The sequence below is a fragment of the Enterobacter sp. BNK-29 genome (assembly GCF_048684785.1).
GTDB lineage: Bacteria > Pseudomonadota > Gammaproteobacteria > Enterobacterales > Enterobacteriaceae > Enterobacter > Enterobacter cloacae_M.
Genome location: NZ_JBLQTU010000001.1, coordinates 208,790 through 226,926 on the forward strand (window position 1 = coordinate 208,790; position 18,137 = coordinate 226,926).

The 18,137-nt window shown below is 56.7% G+C and carries 15 protein-coding genes; 9 read left to right on the forward strand and 6 right to left on the reverse strand.

The annotated features are described in order from the left end of the window. Positions 1-133 precede the first annotated feature (133 nt). The 4 genes from ACMGGX_RS00965 (at position 134) to ACMGGX_RS00980 (ending at position 3,878) form a co-directional block, all read left to right on the forward strand. On the forward strand, positions 134-1,114 hold the full coding sequence (locus ACMGGX_RS00965) for a GlxA family transcriptional regulator (RefSeq protein WP_217073119.1): 981 nt from the start codon (positions 134-136) through the stop codon (positions 1,112-1,114). Positions 1,115-1,192: 78 nt separating this feature from the next. Further along, positions 1,193-2,203, forward strand: a complete 1,011-nt coding sequence (gap, locus tag ACMGGX_RS00970) for a type I glyceraldehyde-3-phosphate dehydrogenase (protein ID WP_348561351.1) — start codon at positions 1,193-1,195, stop codon at positions 2,201-2,203. A gap of 281 nt (positions 2,204-2,484) precedes the next feature. Then, positions 2,485-3,189 (forward strand): hypothetical protein, encoded by a 705-nt coding sequence (locus ACMGGX_RS00975; protein WP_063440415.1) that lies wholly within the window; start codon positions 2,485-2,487, stop codon positions 3,187-3,189. A 209-nt stretch (positions 3,190-3,398) separates the two neighbouring features. Next, positions 3,399-3,878: an Hcp family type VI secretion system effector gene (locus ACMGGX_RS00980; protein WP_063440411.1), complete on the forward strand. Its 480-nt coding sequence runs from the start codon at positions 3,399-3,401 to the stop codon at positions 3,876-3,878. A gap of 47 nt (positions 3,879-3,925) precedes the next feature. Here ACMGGX_RS00980 and ACMGGX_RS00985 read toward each other — a convergent pair whose 3' ends face one another. Continuing rightward, positions 3,926-5,113 carry an MFS transporter gene (locus tag ACMGGX_RS00985; RefSeq protein WP_033145809.1) on the reverse strand — a complete coding sequence of 396 codons (1,188 nt, stop codon included), beginning with the start codon at positions 5,111-5,113 and terminating at the stop codon, positions 3,926-3,928. A 115-nt stretch (positions 5,114-5,228) separates the two neighbouring features. Here ACMGGX_RS00985 and ACMGGX_RS00990 point away from each other — a divergent pair, with 115 nt between their 5' ends. Together ACMGGX_RS00990 and ACMGGX_RS00995 are read left to right on the forward strand one after the other, a co-directional pair. Further along, a complete protein-coding gene (locus ACMGGX_RS00990; protein ID WP_029740088.1) occupies positions 5,229-6,185 on the forward strand; it encodes an AraC family transcriptional regulator in 957 nt (318 codons plus the stop codon). 102 nt (positions 6,186-6,287) lie between these two features. Further along, entirely contained in the window at positions 6,288-7,973 is a 1,686-nt protein-coding gene (locus ACMGGX_RS00995) for an alpha,alpha-trehalase (protein WP_420297921.1), read from the forward strand. A gap of 490 nt (positions 7,974-8,463) precedes the next feature. Here the strand turns inward: ACMGGX_RS00995 and ACMGGX_RS01000 are convergent, their stop codons facing one another. Together ACMGGX_RS01000 and ACMGGX_RS01005 are read right to left on the reverse strand one after the other, a co-directional pair. Beyond that, positions 8,464-10,566: a TonB-dependent siderophore receptor gene (locus ACMGGX_RS01000; protein WP_181593324.1), complete on the reverse strand. Its 2,103-nt coding sequence runs from the start codon at positions 10,564-10,566 to the stop codon at positions 8,464-8,466. 112 nt (positions 10,567-10,678) lie between these two features. Continuing rightward, positions 10,679-10,933, reverse strand: a complete 255-nt coding sequence (locus ACMGGX_RS01005) for a GlsB/YeaQ/YmgE family stress response membrane protein (RefSeq protein ID WP_008502662.1) — start codon at positions 10,931-10,933, stop codon at positions 10,679-10,681. Positions 10,934-11,141: 208 nt separating this feature from the next. On the opposite strand from ACMGGX_RS01005, the gene ycgR reads away from it, so the two are divergent. After that, positions 11,142-11,873: a flagellar brake protein YcgR gene (gene ycgR / locus ACMGGX_RS01010; RefSeq protein WP_023312174.1), complete on the forward strand. Its 732-nt coding sequence runs from the start codon at positions 11,142-11,144 to the stop codon at positions 11,871-11,873. A 37-nt stretch (positions 11,874-11,910) separates the two neighbouring features. On the opposite strand, the gene emtA is transcribed toward ycgR, so the two are convergent. After that, on the reverse strand, positions 11,911-12,522 hold the full coding sequence (emtA, locus tag ACMGGX_RS01015; RefSeq protein ID WP_023312175.1) for a membrane-bound lytic murein transglycosylase EmtA: 612 nt from the start codon (positions 12,520-12,522) through the stop codon (positions 11,911-11,913). Between the two features lie 107 nt (positions 12,523-12,629). On the opposite strand from emtA, the gene ldcA reads away from it, so the two are divergent. Together ldcA and ACMGGX_RS01025 are read left to right on the forward strand one after the other, a co-directional pair. Further along, positions 12,630-13,544 (forward strand): muramoyltetrapeptide carboxypeptidase, encoded by a 915-nt coding sequence (gene ldcA / locus ACMGGX_RS01020; RefSeq protein WP_420297922.1) that lies wholly within the window; start codon positions 12,630-12,632, stop codon positions 13,542-13,544. Positions 13,545-13,641: 97 nt separating this feature from the next. Next, positions 13,642-15,375, forward strand: a complete 1,734-nt coding sequence (locus tag ACMGGX_RS01025; RefSeq protein WP_348561355.1) for a potassium/proton antiporter — start codon at positions 13,642-13,644, stop codon at positions 15,373-15,375. A 97-nt stretch (positions 15,376-15,472) separates the two neighbouring features. Here the strand turns inward: ACMGGX_RS01025 and dadX are convergent, their stop codons facing one another. Continuing rightward, positions 15,473-16,543, reverse strand: a complete 1,071-nt coding sequence (gene dadX, locus ACMGGX_RS01030; protein WP_039263625.1) for a catabolic alanine racemase DadX — start codon at positions 16,541-16,543, stop codon at positions 15,473-15,475. Positions 16,544-16,552: 9 nt separating this feature from the next. Beyond that, the gene (locus tag ACMGGX_RS01035) at positions 16,553-17,851 is read right to left on the reverse strand and encodes a D-amino acid dehydrogenase (protein ID WP_033145816.1); all 1,299 of its coding nucleotides are present in this window, start codon (positions 17,849-17,851) and stop codon (positions 16,553-16,555) included. Positions 17,852-18,137 lie beyond the last annotated feature (286 nt).

Genomic DNA, 18,137 nt, shown 5'->3' on the forward strand with positions numbered 1-18,137 from the left:
TCGCCAGAGATAATTCTCTGACGATCGGGGATAACGTCTGAAATAACAAAGAACTTAAATCGCATTGCTTTGCCAGAAACGTGGGGCGCACGCGTCGCTTGACTTATTCTGTGATAAAGGTACTTTTCAGGACATGAAGAAGATCCTGATTATTGTTCCCGACGGCGGCATGCTGTTTGAAGCCGCCGGTATCGCCGACATTCTGATGCAGGCCAACCGGCTGCATCCGGAAGGGCTTGCGCAGCCGCGCTACCGGATTATCATCGCCACCACCCAGCCTCACCAGGTGATCCACGGCCAGTCCGGCCTGAATCTGCTGGCGGACTATCGCCTGCCGGAGCTGGATCCGCGTGAACCGCTGGATACCATTATCATCACCGGACGCGGCATGAACGAGCAGGAGAGCACGGCGGTGGTGGACTGGCTGCACCTCGCTGCGCCGCACGCCCGGCGGGTAGCCTCTATCTGCGGCGGCGCGATGCTGCTGGCCCAGACCGGCCTGCTGGACGGTCGGCGCGCGACCACCCACTGGCGGCTGCTGGAGACGATGCAAGCCCAGTATCCGGCTATCCACGTCGAAGGCGGTCCGCTGTATATTCAGGATGGCCCCATCTGGACCTCCGGCGGCGTGAGTTCCGGGTTCGATCTGACCCTGGCGCTGGTGGAAGACGACTACGGATTTACCCTCGCCCGCGACGTGGCGCAGGATATGGTGATGTATCTGCGCCGTCCCGGCGGCCAGCTGCAGTTCAGCCGTTACAGCCTGCAGCAGCCCGGCACATCCGGTCCGATAGGCGAGCTGCAAACCTGGATCCTGCAAAACCTTACCGCCGACCTGTGCGTGGAAAATCTGGCCGAGAAAGCGGCAATGAGCCCGCGTAATTTCACCCGCGTGTTTACCCGCGACGCGGGAGTTTCTCCGGCCCGCTACGTGACCGAAGCGCGTCTGGCCGCAGCCCGCCAGCTGCTTGAGCAGACCCATGACTCCCTTGAGCGCGTTGCCGAGCAAAGCGGGTTTGGCACCAGCATTAACCTGCGCCGCATCTTTGAGAAACAGCTTCACCTCACGCCCGGCGAGTACCGCCAGCGCTTCCACTGCCGCAAGATGGCGTAAACTGATCCTTTTTTGTCGTTTACGCCAATCGGCCCGACGCCTACAGTGACTCCAGACAACAGAGATAAGGAGTGCACCATGGTTAAGGTCGGTATTAACGGTTTCGGCCGTATCGGACGTAATTTCCTGCGCGCGGCGCTGGGCAACCCGGATCTGCAGATTGTGGCCATTAACGATCTGACGGACAGTAAAACCCTCGCCCACCTGCTGAAACATGATTCCCTTCTGGGCACGCTTCCCGCGCCCGTTGAAGCGGCAGACGGCGCGCTGCAGGTAGACGGGCAGCGGATCGCCGTATTTAGCGAACGCGATCCGGCGAATATCCCGTGGCGTGACGTCGGCGTTGACGTGGTGATTGAGGCAACCGGCTTCTTTACCGAGCGGGAAAAAGCGGCGGTGCATATCACCCACAGCGGCGCTAAGCGCGTCATCATTTCCGCTCCCGGGAAGAACGACGACCTGACGATTGTGATGGGGGTTAATCACGAGCAGTACGATCCCGCCCGTCACGCGGTGGTGAGTAACGGGAGCTGCACCACGAACGGCCTGGCGCCGGCCGCTCAGGTGCTGCATCAGCAGTTCGGGATTGAGCATGGCCTGATGAACACCACGCATGCCTACACCAACAGCCAGGCGCTGCACGATCAGCCGGAGAAAGATCTGCGCGGCGCGCGCGCGGCGGCGCTGTCGATTGTGCCTTACTCCAGCGGCGCGGCAAAAGCGCTGGGGAAAGTGATCCCCTCCCTGGACGGCAAACTGACCGGATACTCCCTGCGCGTACCGGTGCCGGTGGTGTCGATTGTGGATTTAACGGTAACGCTGAGCCGTAACGTGACCGCCGAAGAGGTGAACGAGGCGTTCCGCAACGCGGCCGCCAGCGGGCCACTGAAAGGTATTCTGGGCTATAGCGATGAACCGCTGGTCTCCAGCGATTACCAGGGCGACCCACGCTCCTCAATTATCGACGGGCTTTCCACGCTGGTGATTGGCGGGAACATGGTGAAGATCCTGGCGTGGTACGACAACGAGTGGGGCTTCTCTAACCGTCTGGTTGATCTGGCGGTGTGGATGGATAAGAAAGGACTGTAAGTCTTACCGTGATGCCGGGTGGCGCTTGCGCTCACCCGGCCTACAAATTATGTCATCATTCAGTAATATCTCCCCCTTCCTCGCTGAATATATAATTCTCAATAATCTCAAGATTATTTAACTCTTTCTAATTCATCGCATCAATTATAAAAACGCATCAATTAACTTAGAAAATAGGTTAATATTTATTCTTTATTTTACGTTTAAAAGTGCGAGTCCGATCACTGTCCTTAGTCGATAACGTAGACCATGATACACCCTGCACACAACAGGGACATATTATGTATTACAGCAAGGAAATTATAGAAAGAATTGGATCCGATAAAGATCTCGCAGTAAGGCTCGATCGTGCCGTCGCGGGGGTAAAGGATGGTGCCATAGAATATTTAAACAATCTTGGTGATGCTACCACGCGATTGCTTTATTATACATCTTGCTTTACAGACAATTATCAGGATGTCTGTACACAATTGCGTTCAGAAGACAAGAGGTTCATTTTTGGTGTTGTAGAATTAGTTAAACACAGAGATTTAATCTTCCGCATGGTTAAGATATATTTAGAAACAATGCTTAAAAACAGAAGTGAAGATGAGAAAAAAAGCATACTCCAGAAAGTCATACCCTTCACAACCAATTATTCAGTTAAACAAGCTTCGAAATTCGGCTTAATTTATGCTGTTACAAAGTACATATGTTATAGCAATCAAATGAATACCGCAGTGCAAAGGGTGTTAATGAAAAAAGTTGCCGGGAGAACGGGTGGCGTATTTTTAGTGTTAAACGGTTATGCAATGATTCAACACGCTGCCGACAGTGCCAATAATCTTAAAAAAAATCTTCCGTTGTTTTACCATGCATTATATATGGAAAATATTGAAATGATGTTCTTTCTCATCGAACCCGTAATAATGAAAGCTGGCTATCTGAATATTTATACAGCGTCAGACAATGATATTACGAATGCATTTATAAAAATAGCCCAATAATGCGAAAATTCATTAAGAGCATCATTAAACTTATTATCGAAGACTGGAAGAATGATTTGAAAGCATATGGCACAATTTTGGTCATTGTGATTTTATCAACGATACCAGCTACCTTCATCGAAGATGACCAAACCGCAATGCTTATCATTGGGGCTATTGTTGTGATTGTTTTTTATATAGCGTACTTCTACGAGCCAAAAGGATGAAACATGTCTACACCAGCACATATATGGTTTACTGACGAAAATAATGCTCCCGTATTAGGCGAGTGTTTAATGCCTACCAGATTGGGCTCTACCGAACTAAAATCGTTCAACCACTCTGTCTGGATCCCGACCTGTTCCAACACGGGAAAACTGACAGGAACGCGCCTCCATGTTCCAATCACCTTTGAAAAAGAAATAGATCGCATCACACCCCATCTTTTTCGTGCCGTATGTACAGGTAAAACCTTCAAAACGGCATTGATCAAAATGTATAAAATTGATGACGCCGGTACTGAGCGCGAATACTTCAATATCACTCTGGAAAACGTCAAAATAACAAGGATCTCGCCAGTATTGCACCCGCTCGGTATCGCAAGTGCACATATGGAAGAAGTCGAACTTCGCTATGAATCGATTGAATGGAAATATTGCGACGGGAATATCATGTTTAAAGACACCTGGAATGAAAGAGCAACAGCATAGAACAATGAACCCCCTTTAAGTCCCTCTCCCAAGGAGAGGGAAAAGGCTCACTCTGCTTTCACTTTTACTCCCATAAACACAATTACCATCGCCGTTACCAGTAAAAGACCGCTGCCCGCGAATACGCCGCTGGCACCGTTGAGGTCAAATACCGCGCCGCCCCCGGCCGCACCGGCACTGATTGCCAGCTGAATTGAGGCCACCAGCAGCCCGCCTGCACTTTCGGCTTCATCCGGAACGGTGGTAGCAAGCCAGGTTGACCAGCCCACCGGAACCAGACCAAATGCAAAGCCCCACAGCGCGACCAGGAACCCATCCAGCATCGCCAGATGACCAAACGCCACCATCGTGAGCGCGAGAACGCCCATTGCGAACGGCACCAGCGCCAGCGTCAGGCGCAGATTTCGTGCCAGCAGATGCCCGGCAACGGAGGTGCCGACAAAGTTGGCGAGCCCAAAGCCCAGCAGGATCAGCGAAATGGTCTCAACGCTCGCCTGCCCCACCGTTTCCAGGAACGGGCGCAGGTAGGTAAAGAAGGCGAAATGGCCGCTGAAGATCAGGATGGTCGCCAGCATGCCGCCGATCATCCCCGGACGACGCAGCACGCGGAACAGCGTACTCAGGCTGCCGCTGCTCTCCGGCTTCATGGACGGCAGGACCCAGAGCTGCCACAGCAGCGCCAGCATGCTCGGTAGAATGCAGAGAACAAAGACGTTGCGCCAGCCGATCAGGCTGCCCAGATAGCTGCCGAGCGGCGCCGCGACCACCGTGGCAATCGATACGCTGGAGAAGATCACCGCCAGCGCCTTCGGCACTTTATCTGCCGGAACCAGGCGCATCGTGGTCGCCGTCGACATCGCCCAGAATCCCCCGATGGCGATCCCCAGCAGCAGGCGGCCCATCAGCAGGACGTGCAGATTGGGCGCAAAGGCTACCAGCAGACTGGAGATAATTTGCAGCACCGAGAAAAACATCAGCACCCAGCGGCGGTCGATGCTTTTGGTCGCTGGCGTAATCAGCAGTCCGGTTACCAGCGCCACCAGCGCGGTGGCGGTGACGGCCTGTCCGGCCATTCCCTCACTTACGCCCAGGCTCGCGGCCATCGGCGTTAACAGGCTGGCGGGCAGAAATTCTGCCGTAATCAACCCAAACACCCCCAGCCCCAGTGAATAGACGGCCCGCCAGGCGGGTTTTGCAGGCGCTACCGCCTCGCTCGCCGCGACACATGAATTCATCTGTTTTTCTCCCGTTATAAAAATGTGACAACTGTCGCAAAAGCATAGAAGGTTCACCCTGGACGATCTATGACATATAATCTCCACTTATTGATTATTCGTCCGGAGTTGCGCCATGACCGTACAGTCACCCGATCTGATCAGCGAACTTTTGCGTGGCATGCGTCTGTCAGGGGTGAAATACCGGCGGATTGAAGCCAGCTCGCCGTTTGGCGTCGCGTTCCACCACGCCCCCGGCAAAGCGCAGTTTCATTTCGTGAGCCACGGCAGCGCCCTGCTGCGGATGGAAAGCGGTGCGGCCTTTCAGCTGAGCAGCGGAGACGCCCTCTTTATTCCAGGCGGCAATTCCCATGCCCTGCTCTCCGACGAGCGGGCCACCATTACCCCTGTCAGCGACTTTCCCAGCGAGCCTATCTGCAGCTCGGTGTGTGCCATCACCTGCGAGCCCTGCCCGGAAAGCGAGAACACCATCATCTTTAGCGGGTGCATGGATTTTGAGCTGGGCGGGATGCAGCCGCTGATCAAAGCGATGCCGGAAGTGATGATGGTCAGCCGGCTGATGTCCACCTGGCCGGAGATCCACCCGCTGCTGGCGGCGATGGAGCGGGAGTCCGTGGCGCGTCAGGCCGGGTACGCCGGGATCCTCGCGCGCCTGGCCGACGTGGTGGCGGCGTTAATCGTGCGCGGCTGGGTTGAAGGCGGCTGTGGTAAAGCCACCGGCTGGGTGCAGGTTCTGCGCGACCCGCGCCTGAGCCGGGCCATTTACGCCATGCATCAGCAGCCCGGCCTGAACTGGAGCGTGGCGGATCTGGCAAAAGAAGCGGGCACGTCCCGCTCCGTGTTCGCCGAACGGTTTCTGGCCGCGACGGGAACCACCCCGGCAAAATATCTCAGCGAGCTGAGGATGCGCCTTGCCATCCAGTACATTCGCCACGAAAATCAGCCGATTGAAACCGTCGCGCTGCGGCTGGGGTACGGCTCTCTGGCGGCGTTTAGCCGGGCATTTAAGCGCATCATTGGACATGCGCCGGGCACGCTGCGGGAAGCCAGCCAGACGCCGGAAGAGGTCTGACGGGTAGGCAATTATTAACGCGAAGCGGGCAATATTCGTCTAAGGTTTTCAGGTGATTGACAACAGCGGTCACGCTGTTTAGTGAAGACAGGAGACGAACTGATGATAAGACCTCGTACACTACGCCCCGCGTTCTTGCCCCTTGCGTTAGGAGGCGCGCTGCTCGGCGTCACGACTTGCGGTTATGCCGACGATAGCCCCGCAGCCCAGACAACCTCACCCGATATTTTGCTGGGCCCGCTGTTTAACGATGTGCAAAGCGCCAAACTGTTTCCCGATCAGAAAACCTTCGCGGATGCCGTCCCCAAAAGCGACCCGCTGATGATTCTGGCGGATTACCGGATGCAGCACACGCAGTCCAGCTTTGACTTACGCCACTTTGTCGAGATGAACTTTACGCTCCCTGCGGAAGGGGAAAAATATGTTCCGCCTGCTGGACAAAGTTTACGTGAGCACATCGACGATCTCTGGCCCGTGCTGACGCGCACCACGGATAAAGCCAGCAACAAATGGGATTCCCTGCTGCCGTTACCCAAACCTTACGTTGTGCCCGGCGGACGTTTCCGCGAGGTCTACTACTGGGACAGCTATTTCACCATGCTGGGCCTGGCAGAGAGCGATCACTGGGACAAAATCAGCGACATGGTGGATAACTTTGCCTATGAGATTGACACCTTCGGCCACATTCCCAACGGCAACCGCAGCTATTACCTGAGCCGCTCCCAGCCGCCGTTTTTCTCAATGATGGTTGAACTGCTGGCGACCCACGACAGCGATGCGCTGAAGAAGTACCGCCCGCAGATGGAGAAAGAGTATGCCTACTGGATGGACGGCGTCGACGCCCTTCAGCCGGGGCAGGCTAACAAACGCGTGGTGAAGCTGGACGACGGCGCTATCCTCAACCGCTTCTGGGACGACCGCGACACCCCGCGCCCGGAGTCCTGGCTTGATGACGTGAATACCGCCAAAAGTAACCCTAACCGGCCTGCAACCGAGATCTACCGTGATTTGCGTTCCGCTGCGGCCTCGGGCTGGGACTTTAGCTCCCGCTGGATGGACGATCCGCAAAAGCTCGGCACCATCCGAACCACCAGCATTGTCCCCGTGGACCTGAACGCCCTGATGTTCAAGATGGAAAAACTGCTGGCGCGGGCAAGCCAGGAGAGTGGCGACGCCGCCAGCGCAAGCAAATACGAAGCGCTGGCGACGGCGCGTCAGAAAGCCATCGAGAGCCACCTGTGGAATGATAAAGAGGGCTGGTACGCGGATTACGATCTGAAAAGCAAGAAGGTACGCAATCAGCTCACGGCGGCAGCCCTGTTCCCGCTTTACGTGAAGGCGGCGGCGCAGGATCGGGCCGATAAAGTCGCCGCGGCAACTTCATCGCGCCTGTTGAAACCGGGCGGTATTGCGACCACCACCGTAAACAGCGGCCAGCAGTGGGATGCGCCAAACGGCTGGGCCCCGCTGCAGTGGGTGGCCGCGGAAGGGCTGCAGAATTACGGACAGGAGAAGGTCTCAATGGACGTGACCTGGCGCTTCCTGAAGAACGTTCAGCATACTTACGACCGCGAAAAGAAACTGGTCGAGAAGTATGACGTGTCGACAACCGGTACGGGCGGCGGCGGCGGCGAGTATCCGCTGCAGGACGGCTTCGGCTGGAGTAACGGCGTGACGCTGAAAATGCTGGATCGGGTCTGTCCGAAAGCAAAACCGTGCGACAGCGTGCCGGAGAATCAGCCTGCGGCGAATGATGAGGCTGCGCCGGTGAAAGCTGCGGCACAGTGAGGGTATTGCCGGGTGTCGGCTACGCCTTACCCGGCCTACGCGTGCTGGCTCTAATCCTCCGGGAGAAGGTTAGCCAGTAAGTTTTGAGCAGAAGCAATAACGTTGTTTCAGAACGCCTGAACGCTTTCAGCGATGCCATGGTCCGGCTGTAAATCGCTGAGGCATTTCCTTCCGGCCGGGGCGAGGCGCATGGATGCGCCGAGAGGGCGGGCTTTACAGGGATGTTACCTCCGCCCGTCCCCGATAAGCCGGAAGGAATACGCCGAGGGCACCGCGAAGCGGCGATTTACCGCCGGGAGCCCGGGTTGCCAGGGTGGCGGCGACTGAGCCACCCTGGCACGTTCACCGGTCACATCGTTACAGAGTAGCAAGGAACATAAAGTGAACGGAATGACCACCGGAGCCGTATGTTCCCCCTCACCCCAGCCCTCTCCCTCAAGGGAGAGGGGGCAGTCCGATTGCGCATTTTTGACGGGGTTCCCCTGGTTCCTTAGAAACTATAACTCGCCCCTAACTGATACGTCCTGTCACGTCCAATCCAGCAGTTGGTCGCATCGTAGCAGGTCAGCGTCTCTTTATTGGTGATGTTCTGCGCGCTGGCTTTGAGCGTTAGCCCTGCCAGCGAGGGCAGGATTTCGCCCATCCGGTACGAGGCCGCGAGATCGTACTGCGTGGTGCCGCCCAGTTTACCCGCATCGTTTGCCGGAGAGATTTCCATCGGCCCGGTGTAGCGTGCGCCCGCTCCCAGCATCAGTCCTTTCAGCGGCGTGTTGTCAAAGGTGTAATCCCCCCAGAGGTTGAAGGCATTCTCCGGTACCTGCGTTGGACGTTTACCTTTGTACTTGTCATCTTCCCGGTTGATCGCGTGGGTGTACGCATAGTTGGCAATCAGCGTCAGGCTGTCCGTCGGACGGCTGATGGCGGACAGCTCTGCCCCTTTGGATTCCACTTCCCCGGTCTGACGATAGTTCAGGAAGCCCGGATCGGAGGTGACGACATTTTTCTGACGGATGTTAAACACCGAAGCGGTAAAGGTGGTGGCGTAGTCGGCCAGCAGATATTTCACCCCGCCCTCAACCTGCTTGCTGGTGGTCGGCTTGACGTCTTTCGCCACGAGCGTGCCCTGCGGTGAGACCGGCGCAAAACCTTCTGAATAGCTGATAAACGGCGAAATCCCGTTATCGAAGGCGTAAAGCGCGCCCAGGCGTTTGGTGACGCGGTCCTGCGATACCCAGGCTTTATCACCATTTTGCAGGTAGTTGGTGGTGACGGAGCGGTAATCGTCGTAGCGCAGGCTGCCCAGCAGGTTGAGGCCGCCAAACTCTACCTGATCCTGCAGGTAGTAACCGTTTTGCTGGTAGCTGAGACGGTTTTTCTGGGCGGTATAGAGCCCCAGCGCGCTTTCCTGGATCTGCGAATAGTCAGGATACCGCATATCGATACCCGGCGTGGCCGACGCGTAGCGATAGTGGAAATGGGAGTTCAGCTTCTGATAGTCAAACCCGGCCAGCAGATGGTGTTTCCACTCGCCCAGCGCAACGGTTTTGGTCACCTGGTTGTCGATGTTGAAGCTCTTAAGGTCTTCATCGGTGGTGTAGGCAAAGCGGTTGAGCTGATACGCCTCGCTTCCCGTCCCTGTCGCGTAGACGCTGCGCTGGTGGGTATCAACGTCGAAATAGCGCGCCTTCTGGTTAAAGCCCCAGCCGCTGTCGAATTCATGTTCAAAGCTGTAGCCCAGCATCCACTGACGCTGCTTAAACCCACTCCACTCATCTCCGGCGTAATCGCGCTTGCCCGCATATTTCGAGCGCAGGTAGGCGAGCGGCAGCGGGTTAGACGGCGTCAGGCTCGGGGTGTTTTGCGCCAGCGCGTCCAGGGTAAGGCGGGTTTTGCTGTCGGGCTGCCAGGTGACGGACGGCGCAACCAGGTAGTTTTCATACCGGGTGGTGTGCGGCTGATCGTCGTTTTCCGTCGCTTTGCCCAGCAGACGGTAATTCCAGTCGCTGTCGGCAATCTGCCCGGTTGAATCGAGATAGCCCTCTTTCAGATTACGGTTTCCGCTGTTAACGCCGATTTCGGTTCGGGCTTCCCGCTGCGGTTTTTTACTTTGAATATTCACCAGCCCGCCCGGCGAACCGCCGCCGTAAAGGACCGATGACGGGCCTTTCAGGATATCAACGCTGTCAATCAGCAGCGGATCGATGCGCGCTTTGGTATTGCCGGTGACGTTATAGGGCAGCTGCAGCCCGTTGTAGAACTCCTGGTCGACGGTAAAGCCACGAATTTTATATTCGCTCATGTAGGAGGTATTGCCCCGCACCTCGGTTGAGACGCCCGGGGCATAGCGCAGGATTTCATTCACCGAATTCGCGTGACGCTTTTCAATTTCCGGCGCAGAGAGGGTCGTGATAACCTGCGGCGTTTTACTTTCGGCAACGGCCGATTTGGTGGCGCTGTTCGTCCAGGCCGGCAGCGCGCTGCCCTGCTCTGAACCTGTGACGACAATGGTGGATTCTTCGGCGAACGCCGGGACCTGCAATGCCAGCGTGACGGCCCCTGCCAGGGCGCAAAGCGTAAAACGTGAGGTATTCATAATGTCGTCTTGTTGTTAGATGCAATACGGAACGACAATTATTATCATTTAGATTAACAAATCAATACTCAGGCAAAAAAACGGCCCTCCGCAGAGAGCCGTTCATGTCAATTTATGCTCGTCGCAGTAACCTGAATATGCCCAGCACCACAATGGCACCCACGACAGCGACCAGAAAACTGTGCAGGTCGAAACCACTTATGTTGCCTCCAAAGCCAAACATCGTCGCCAGCCAGCCGCCCACAACCGCACCAACGACCCCGAGTACACAGGTCAAAATAAAGCCGCCGCCATCGTTTCCCGGCATGATCAGTTTAGCGATAGCGCCAGCAATAAGACCAAAGATAATCCAGGCGATGATACCCATAGCGATGCCCTCTTGCAGGTTTAACGCGTGCGCAGAAAACCTTCTGCACAGCTAACTTAAGTATAGGTCATCGCCGGAAAACCATTTTCATCTCACCGACTTATCTTTGGTTAAACAGGCAAAAAAAACTCACCGGTTTGTATTAAGTTTCATTGCAGATTGCCGATAACGCTAAGACAGTCTGTCATCAATCAAGGAGCCATCCGGCGTGAGTCATTACAGTGAGCAGTTCCTCAAGCAAAATCCGCTGGCTGTATTAGGGGTATTACGCGACCTGCAAAAAGGTGAAGTGCCGCTGCGCATCAGCTGGTCGAATAATCAGTTCATCAGCAAGATCCTTGACGCCTCGCAGGATCGGCTGGTGATTGATTTAGGCAGTCAGGAGTATGAAAACCGCGCGGCGCTGAAAGCGGAGAATATCGCAGTGATGGCCGAAACGCAGGGCGCCAAAGTGGAGTTTGTCCTGTCGCGGCTGGAACTGAGCGAATACCAGGGACTGCCGGCTTTTGTTACCCCGCTTCCGACCAATCTCTGGTTTGTTCAGCGTCGTGAATATTTCCGCATCAGCGCCCCGCTCCATCCCGCCTATTTTTGTAAGGCCAAAATGCCTGACAAAAAAGAGATCCGCTTCCGCCTCTTCGATTTGTCGCTGGGCGGCATGGGCGCGCTGATGGATACGCCGAAACCGGACGGGCTGGTAGAGGGCATGCGGTTTACGCAAATTGAACTGGATATGGGTGGCTGGGGTCGCTTTTATTTCGATGCGCAGCTGATTGCCATCAGCGACCGCACCGTCGTGGACAGCAAAAATGAAACCATCACCACGCCGCGTCTGAGCTTCCGTTTCCTGAACGTCGGGCCCGGCGCAGAGCGTGAGCTTCAGCGTATTATCTATTCCCTGGAGCGGGAGGCGCGGGAACGCGCAAATAAAGTCCTGTGAAGAAATCGGGCAGCGTGACCGCCGCCCGTCTGCGGCATTACATGGCATCCATCGCTTTCTGTACTTTCCAGATATAACGAGGCGCCTGTGGTGCCGGGTGATTTTTCGCCACATGCTCAAAGAATTCGTCTTTGTCCATGTCGTTAATCTCTTCTATCGCCTCTTTGCGGTCAGAGGAGAAGGTTCTGAGCAACGCGCCGGCACCGTTAACGTAAGACACCACCAGCGCGTACTGCATCACCTCTGGATCCTTGATCCCCTTCAGCACGCCATGCTCCATAATGCTCAGATAGGCCGTGCCCATTGAAATGTTGCGTTCCGGGTTCTTCAGCTCGCTGGTCGACGGCTGGCCGCTCCAGCCCATGTAGCGATAAACCTCTCTCCCCGCCGTTGACGCTTTAAGCTGCATCAGCCCCACCGCGTTGGACTTGCTGACAAGCGTGGGATTACCGCCGGACTCCACCGCAATGATCGCCGTGATGAGACGCGGGCTGACGCCCCAGGCCTTCCCGGCTTGCTCACTGATCGGCATCCACTGCATGGCCCGTTTCACCGGCACTTCCGGGTTCCAGGGCGGGTTTTGATAATCATGTTTTGAACTACAGCCAGCGAGCAACACAATCAAAAAAGCAAACCATCTCAATTTCACGTCATCTATCCTTATAGCCGGTCATCGCGGTGCGCCGCCTCTTGAAGCAGGCAGCGTATAAGCGGCATGATATAGACAATTAGTTTCTCATTCAGCAAGGAATTGCCATGTCTCAGTTTCATCTTATCGCGCCGTCGGGCTACTGCATTAACCAGGACGCGGCGCAGCGGGGCGTTCAGCGTTTGCTGGAATCTGGCCATCAGGTAGAAAATCAGACGATTATCCCCCGCCGCCAGCAGCGTTTTGCCGGTACCGAAGCGCAAAGGCTGAATGATATCAATAGTCTGGTGAGACTGACGGGCGAAAACCGGATTGTGCTTGCGGTGCGCGGCGGATATGGTGCGAGCCGGCTGCTGGAGAGCATTGACTGGCAGGGGCTGGCGCTGCGCCAGCAGCAGGATCCGCTGCTGATCTGCGGCCACAGCGATTTCACCGTCATCCAGCTTGGGCTGCTGGCCCTGCATAACGTCATCACCTTCAGCGGTCCGATGCTGGCCGGCAACTTCGGCGCACCGGAGCTGAATGCATTTACCGTAGAACATTTCTGGCGCGCGCTGCGCAATTCCACCTACAGCGTGGAGTGGCAAGGCAATGGACCGCACTGGGAATGTGAAGGCCAGCTCTGGGGCGGCAACCTGGCGATGCTGGTCTCGCTCATCGGTACGCCGTGGATGCCGCAAATCGAGGACGGCATTCTGGTGCTGGAAGATATCAACGAACCTCCGTTCCGCGTCGAACGCATGCTATTGCAGCTTTATCATGCCGGTATTCTTGAACGCCAGTCCGCGGTTGTGCTGGGCAGCTTCAGCGGCTCTGCCCCGAATGACTATGACGCGGGTTACTCCCTTGAGACCATGGTCGACTTCGTTCGCTCGCGGCTGGATATTCCGGTCATCACCGGTCTCGATTTCGGCCACGAGCAGCAAACCGTGACCCTGGCGCTGGGGGCGCACGCCACCCTGATCCACAATGATTCCGGCAGTCGGCTGACCATCAGCGGTCATCCTGTCATAAAGGCATAAAAAAGCCGTTATACCCCCTTAATAAAACGCTGTTGCCGTTGTTAATATGTTAGGGTTTTAGTAACAGCGTTAACATTGAGGTGGGAGTAAGAGAACATTGGATGCCGCAGCGATAATCAGCCTTTTCATTTTGGGTTCCGTCCTTGTAACCAGCAGTATTTTATTAAGTTCATTTTCATCGCGTCTCGGCATACCTATTCTTGTCATTTTCCTCGCCATCGGCATGCTGGCCGGCATTGATGGCATTGGCGGTATCCCATTCGATAACTACCCCTTCGCCTACATGGTGAGTAACCTCGCGCTGGCGGTGATCCTGCTGGACGGCGGGATGCGTACCCAGGCGAGCTCCTTCCGCGTGGCCTTAGGGCCTGCGCTGTCGCTCGCCACGGTCGGCGTGTTGATTACCTCCGGCCTCACCGGGATGATGGCCGCGTGGCTTTTCCATCTCAACATCATGGAAGGTTTGCTGATTGGCGCCATCGTGGGCTCAACCGATGCGGCAGCGGTGTTTTCCCTGCTCGGCGGAAAAGGGCTTAACGAACGCGTTGGCTCCACGCTTGAGATTGAATCCGGCAGTAACGATCCGATGGCGGTATTTCTCACCATTACGCTTATCGAGATGATTCAGCAGCATGAAAGCGGGCTGAGCTGGATGTTTGCGTTACATATCCTGCAGCAGTTCGGCCTGGGGATCGTCATCGGCCTGGCGGGGGGCTATCTGCTACAGCAGACGATCAACCGCATCTCGCTGCCCGCGGGGCTTTACCCCCTGCTGGCGCTGAGCGGCGGCATTCTTATTTTTGCCGTCACCACCGCAGTGGACGGCAGCGGTATTCTCGCGGTCTATCTCTGCGGGTTCTTGATGGGCAACCGCCCTATACGCAACCGCCATGCCATTTTGCAGAACTTCGACGGTCTGGCGTGGCTGGCGCAAATCGGCATGTTCCTGGTACTGGGCCTGCTGGTTACGCCATCGGACCTGCTGCCGATCGCCGTTCCGGCGCTGCTGCTGTCCGCGTGGATGATCTTCTTCGCCCGTCCGCTGTCGGTGTTTGCCGGCCTGCTGCCGTTTCGCGGCTTCAACCTGCGCGAGCGGGTCTTTATCAGCTGGGTGGGCCTGCGCGGCGCGGTGCCGATTATCCTTGCGGTGTTCCCGATGATGGCCGGTCTGGATAACGCGCGGCTGTTCTTTAACGTGGCGTTCTTCGTGGTGCTCATTTCCCTGCTGTTCCAGGGAACCTCGCTCGGGTGGGCGGCGAAAAAAGCCAAAGTCGTGGTCCCGCCCGTGGGCTGGCCGGTCTCCCGCGTGGGGCTCGATATTCATCCGGAGAACCCGTGGGAACAGTTTGTCTATCAGCTGAGCGCCGACAAATGGTGCGTGGGAGCCTCGCTGCGCGATTTGCACATGCCGACCGAAACGCGCATTGCCGCCCTGTTCCGCGATAATGTCCTGCTGCACCCTACCGGTAGCACCCGCCTGCGCGAAGGGGATATTCTCTGCGTGATTGGTCGCGAGCGCGACCTGCCCGCGCTGGGCAAGCTGTTCAGCCAGTCGCCTCCGGTGGCGCTGGACCAGCGCTTCTTCGGCGATTTTATTCTGGAAGCCAGCGCCAAATTTGCGGATGTGGCGCTGATTTACGGCCTGGATGAAGGTGCTGAAGACGGTGATAACCCGCAAACTCTGGGCGAAATCATTCAGCAGCGGCTTGGCGCTGCCCCGGTCGTGGGCGATCAGGTGGAGTTTGCCGGGATGATCTGGACCGTTGCCGAAAAAGAAGATAACGCGGTGCGGAAAGTCGGTTTAAGGCCGATGGAAGAGGAAACCGAGTAGTTGTTTTTTTGCCGGGTGGCGCTAACGCTTACCCGGCCTACGTTCGAGGGTTTTGTAGGTCGGGTAAGGCGAAGCCGCCACCCGACATAAATATATGTTACACCGTCACAACCGGCACTCTTGGTGCCAGCGCGCACATCAATTCATACCCCACCGTGCCCGCCGCGGCAGCAACGTCATCAATTTTGATTTCGTTACCCCACAGCTCGACGGGTGAGCCAATGCCCGCCTGCGGGCATGGCGTCAGGTCAACGGCCAGCATATCCATAGATACGGTGCCCACCGTTCCCGTGCGAACCCCATCGACCCAGACCGGCGTGCCGGTCGGCGCGATGCGCGGGTAGCCGTCGGCATAACCGCCCGCCACGATGCCAATCCGCTGCTCGCCCTTTGCCCGGTAGCGGCTGCCGTAGCCCACCGTGTCCCCTGCCTTCAGCGTCTGCACGCCAATGATTTCACTGCGCAGGGTCATGACCGGCTTAAGGCCGCTGTTGGCGATATCCTGCCACTGACCAGAGGGAGACGCACCGTAGAGAACGATCCCCGGACGCACCCAGTTATAGTGCGCCTCGGGATGCCACAGCGTGGCCGCCGAGTTCGACAGCGAGCGCGGGCAATCCAGCCCTTCTGCCGCCTGCTCAATGCGGACCATGGCATCGGCAATACCGTCGGGTTTTTCCGCGTCGGCAAAATGCGCCATCAGCGTCATTTCGCCCACGTTTTTCATGGCGCGCAGCTGCTGCCAGACCGTATGCACCCGCTCAGGCTGGAAGCCCAGGCGGTTCATGCCGCTGTTCACCTTGAGGTAGATATCCAGCGGAGCATGGAGCTTCGCATCCTGGATCGCCTTAATCTGCCAGTTGCTGTGCACGCTGGTGGTCAGCCGGTACTTATCCAGCAGCGGCAGATCGTCAGCATGGAAGAAGCCTTCCAGCAGTAGAATCGGCCCTTTCCAGCCGCGCTCGCGCAGCAGAATGGCCTCTTCAAGATTCAGGAGCGCAAAACCGTCGGTCGCGCTCAGCGCGCTCCAGATACGGTCGATACCGTGGCCATAGGCATTCGCTTTCACCACCGACCAGACGCGCGAACCCGGTGCCGCCCGACGAACAATTTGCAGATTATCCTTCAGGGCCTGCAGGTTCAGCTGGGCCAGAACAGGACGGGACATGACAACTCCTTAGCTATGCGCGCCGTGCAGGTGCTGTGGACGCGAAGGCGTAAACCCCGATTGATAGCGCGCGGCGCTTAAATCGTCAAACGGAATTGCCGGCGTGCGCCCGGAAATCAGGTCGCTCAGCAACTGGCCCGATCCGCAGGCCATCGTCCAGCCGAGCGTGCCGTGTCCGGTATTGGTCCACAGGTTTTTGTACGGCGTGCGGCCCACGATCGGCGTGCCGTCCGGGGTCATCGGACGCAGGCCGGTCCAGAACGTCGCCTGCTCAACAAAACCGCCGCGCGGGAAGAGATCCCCCACGACCATCTCCAGCGTTTCACGACGCGGCTGCAGCAGTTCGGTGTTGAAGCCCACAATCTCCGCCATGCCGCCTACGCGAATGCGGTTGTCGAAGCGGGTAATGGCGATTTTGTAGGTTTCATCCAGAATGGTCGACACCGGTGCGCCGCTCTCTTCTTTCACCGGAATGGTCAGCGAGTAGCCCTTCAGCGGATAAACCGGAATGTCGAGAATGCCTTTCAGCATGGCGGTGGAGTACGAACCAAACGCCATCACGTAGGCATCGGCTTTGATCACCTCGTCGCCGCACTTCACGCCGTAAATTTTTTCCCCTTCCGACAGCAGCTTGTCGACGGAGGTATTAAAGCGGAACTTCACCCCCGCCTGCTCGCACATTTGCGCCAGACGTTGCGTAAAGAGCTGGCAGTCGCCGGTTTCGTCATTCGGCAGGCGCAGGCCGCCGGTCAGCTTGTGCGCCACTTCCGCCAGCGCCGGTTCAACCTGGCCAAGCTGGCTGGCTTCCAGGAGCTGGTACGGTACGCCCGCATCTTCCAGCACGGCGATATCGCGGGTGGCATTCTCGTACTGTTGCTCGGTGCGGAACAGCTGCAGCGTCCCGCCCTGACGGCCTTCATACTCAATCCCCGTCGACGCGCGCAGCGCTTTCAGACAGTCACGGCTGTATTCAGCCAGACGCACCATGCGCCCTTTGTTCTCCATGTAGTGGCGGGTGTCGCAGTTGCGCAGCATCTGCCACATCCACTTCAGCTGGAACTGCGTGCCGTCAAGGCTGATGGCCAGCGGCGCATGGCGCTGGAACATCCATTTAATCGCTTTCAGCGGAACGCCCGGCGCAGCCCACGGCGCCGCATACCCCGGAGAGATTTGCCCGGCGTTCGCCGCGCTGGTTTCAAGCGCCGGACCGGATTCACGATCGATAACGGTTACGTCATGTCCCGCCTGACTTAAATACCAGGCGCTGGTTACCCCAACGACACCACTTCCCAGTATGACAACACGCATAGCCACTCCATTATGTGCAAAAGAACAATCTTCTAATTACAGATTGATAACCTAGTTGAAAATATTATTCAACATACGACTTTTTTATGGTGACTTACCTCACACATCCCCCAGCATCAGGGGATAGTGCTAATTTGGGATCTCCTGCTGCGCGTTATTTTTAACCAGCATAATATGCTGAGACATACCGTTTTTTTGCCGTATCAAAAACGCGAAATCGCAAAGAAAAAATTTCTGCCCCAGCACGCTTTTTAACACGTTGATCTATGCTTGAAAGGAGGCTCTC

Bases quoted from the DNA above. Each gene is read 5' to 3' on its own strand.
- ACMGGX_RS00965 (WP_217073119.1), top strand. From the start codon at position 134: ATGAAGAAGATCCTGATTATTGTTCCCGACGGCGGCATGCTGTTTGAA.
- ACMGGX_RS00990 (WP_029740088.1), top strand. From the start codon at position 5,229: ATGACCGTACAGTCACCCGATCTGATCAGCGAACTTTTGCGTGGCATG.
- ACMGGX_RS01005 (WP_008502662.1), bottom strand. From the start codon at position 10,933: ATGGGTATCATCGCCTGGATTATCTTTGGTCTTATTGCTGGCGCTATC.
- gap (WP_348561351.1), top strand. From the start codon at position 1,193: ATGGTTAAGGTCGGTATTAACGGTTTCGGCCGTATCGGACGTAATTTC.
- ACMGGX_RS01035 (WP_033145816.1), bottom strand. From the start codon at position 17,851: ATGCGTGTTGTCATACTGGGAAGTGGTGTCGTTGGGGTAACCAGCGCC.
- ACMGGX_RS00995 (WP_420297921.1), top strand. From the start codon at position 6,288: ATGATAAGACCTCGTACACTACGCCCCGCGTTCTTGCCCCTTGCGTTA.
- ACMGGX_RS00980 (WP_063440411.1), top strand. From the start codon at position 3,399: ATGTCTACACCAGCACATATATGGTTTACTGACGAAAATAATGCTCCC.
- dadX (WP_039263625.1), bottom strand. From the start codon at position 16,543: ATGTCCCGTCCTGTTCTGGCCCAGCTGAACCTGCAGGCCCTGAAGGAT.
- ACMGGX_RS00975 (WP_063440415.1), top strand. From the start codon at position 2,485: ATGTATTACAGCAAGGAAATTATAGAAAGAATTGGATCCGATAAAGAT.
- ACMGGX_RS01000 (WP_181593324.1), bottom strand. From the start codon at position 10,566: ATGAATACCTCACGTTTTACGCTTTGCGCCCTGGCAGGGGCCGTCACG.
- ACMGGX_RS00985 (WP_033145809.1), bottom strand. From the start codon at position 5,113: ATGAATTCATGTGTCGCGGCGAGCGAGGCGGTAGCGCCTGCAAAACCC.
- ldcA (WP_420297922.1), top strand. From the start codon at position 12,630: ATGTCTCAGTTTCATCTTATCGCGCCGTCGGGCTACTGCATTAACCAG.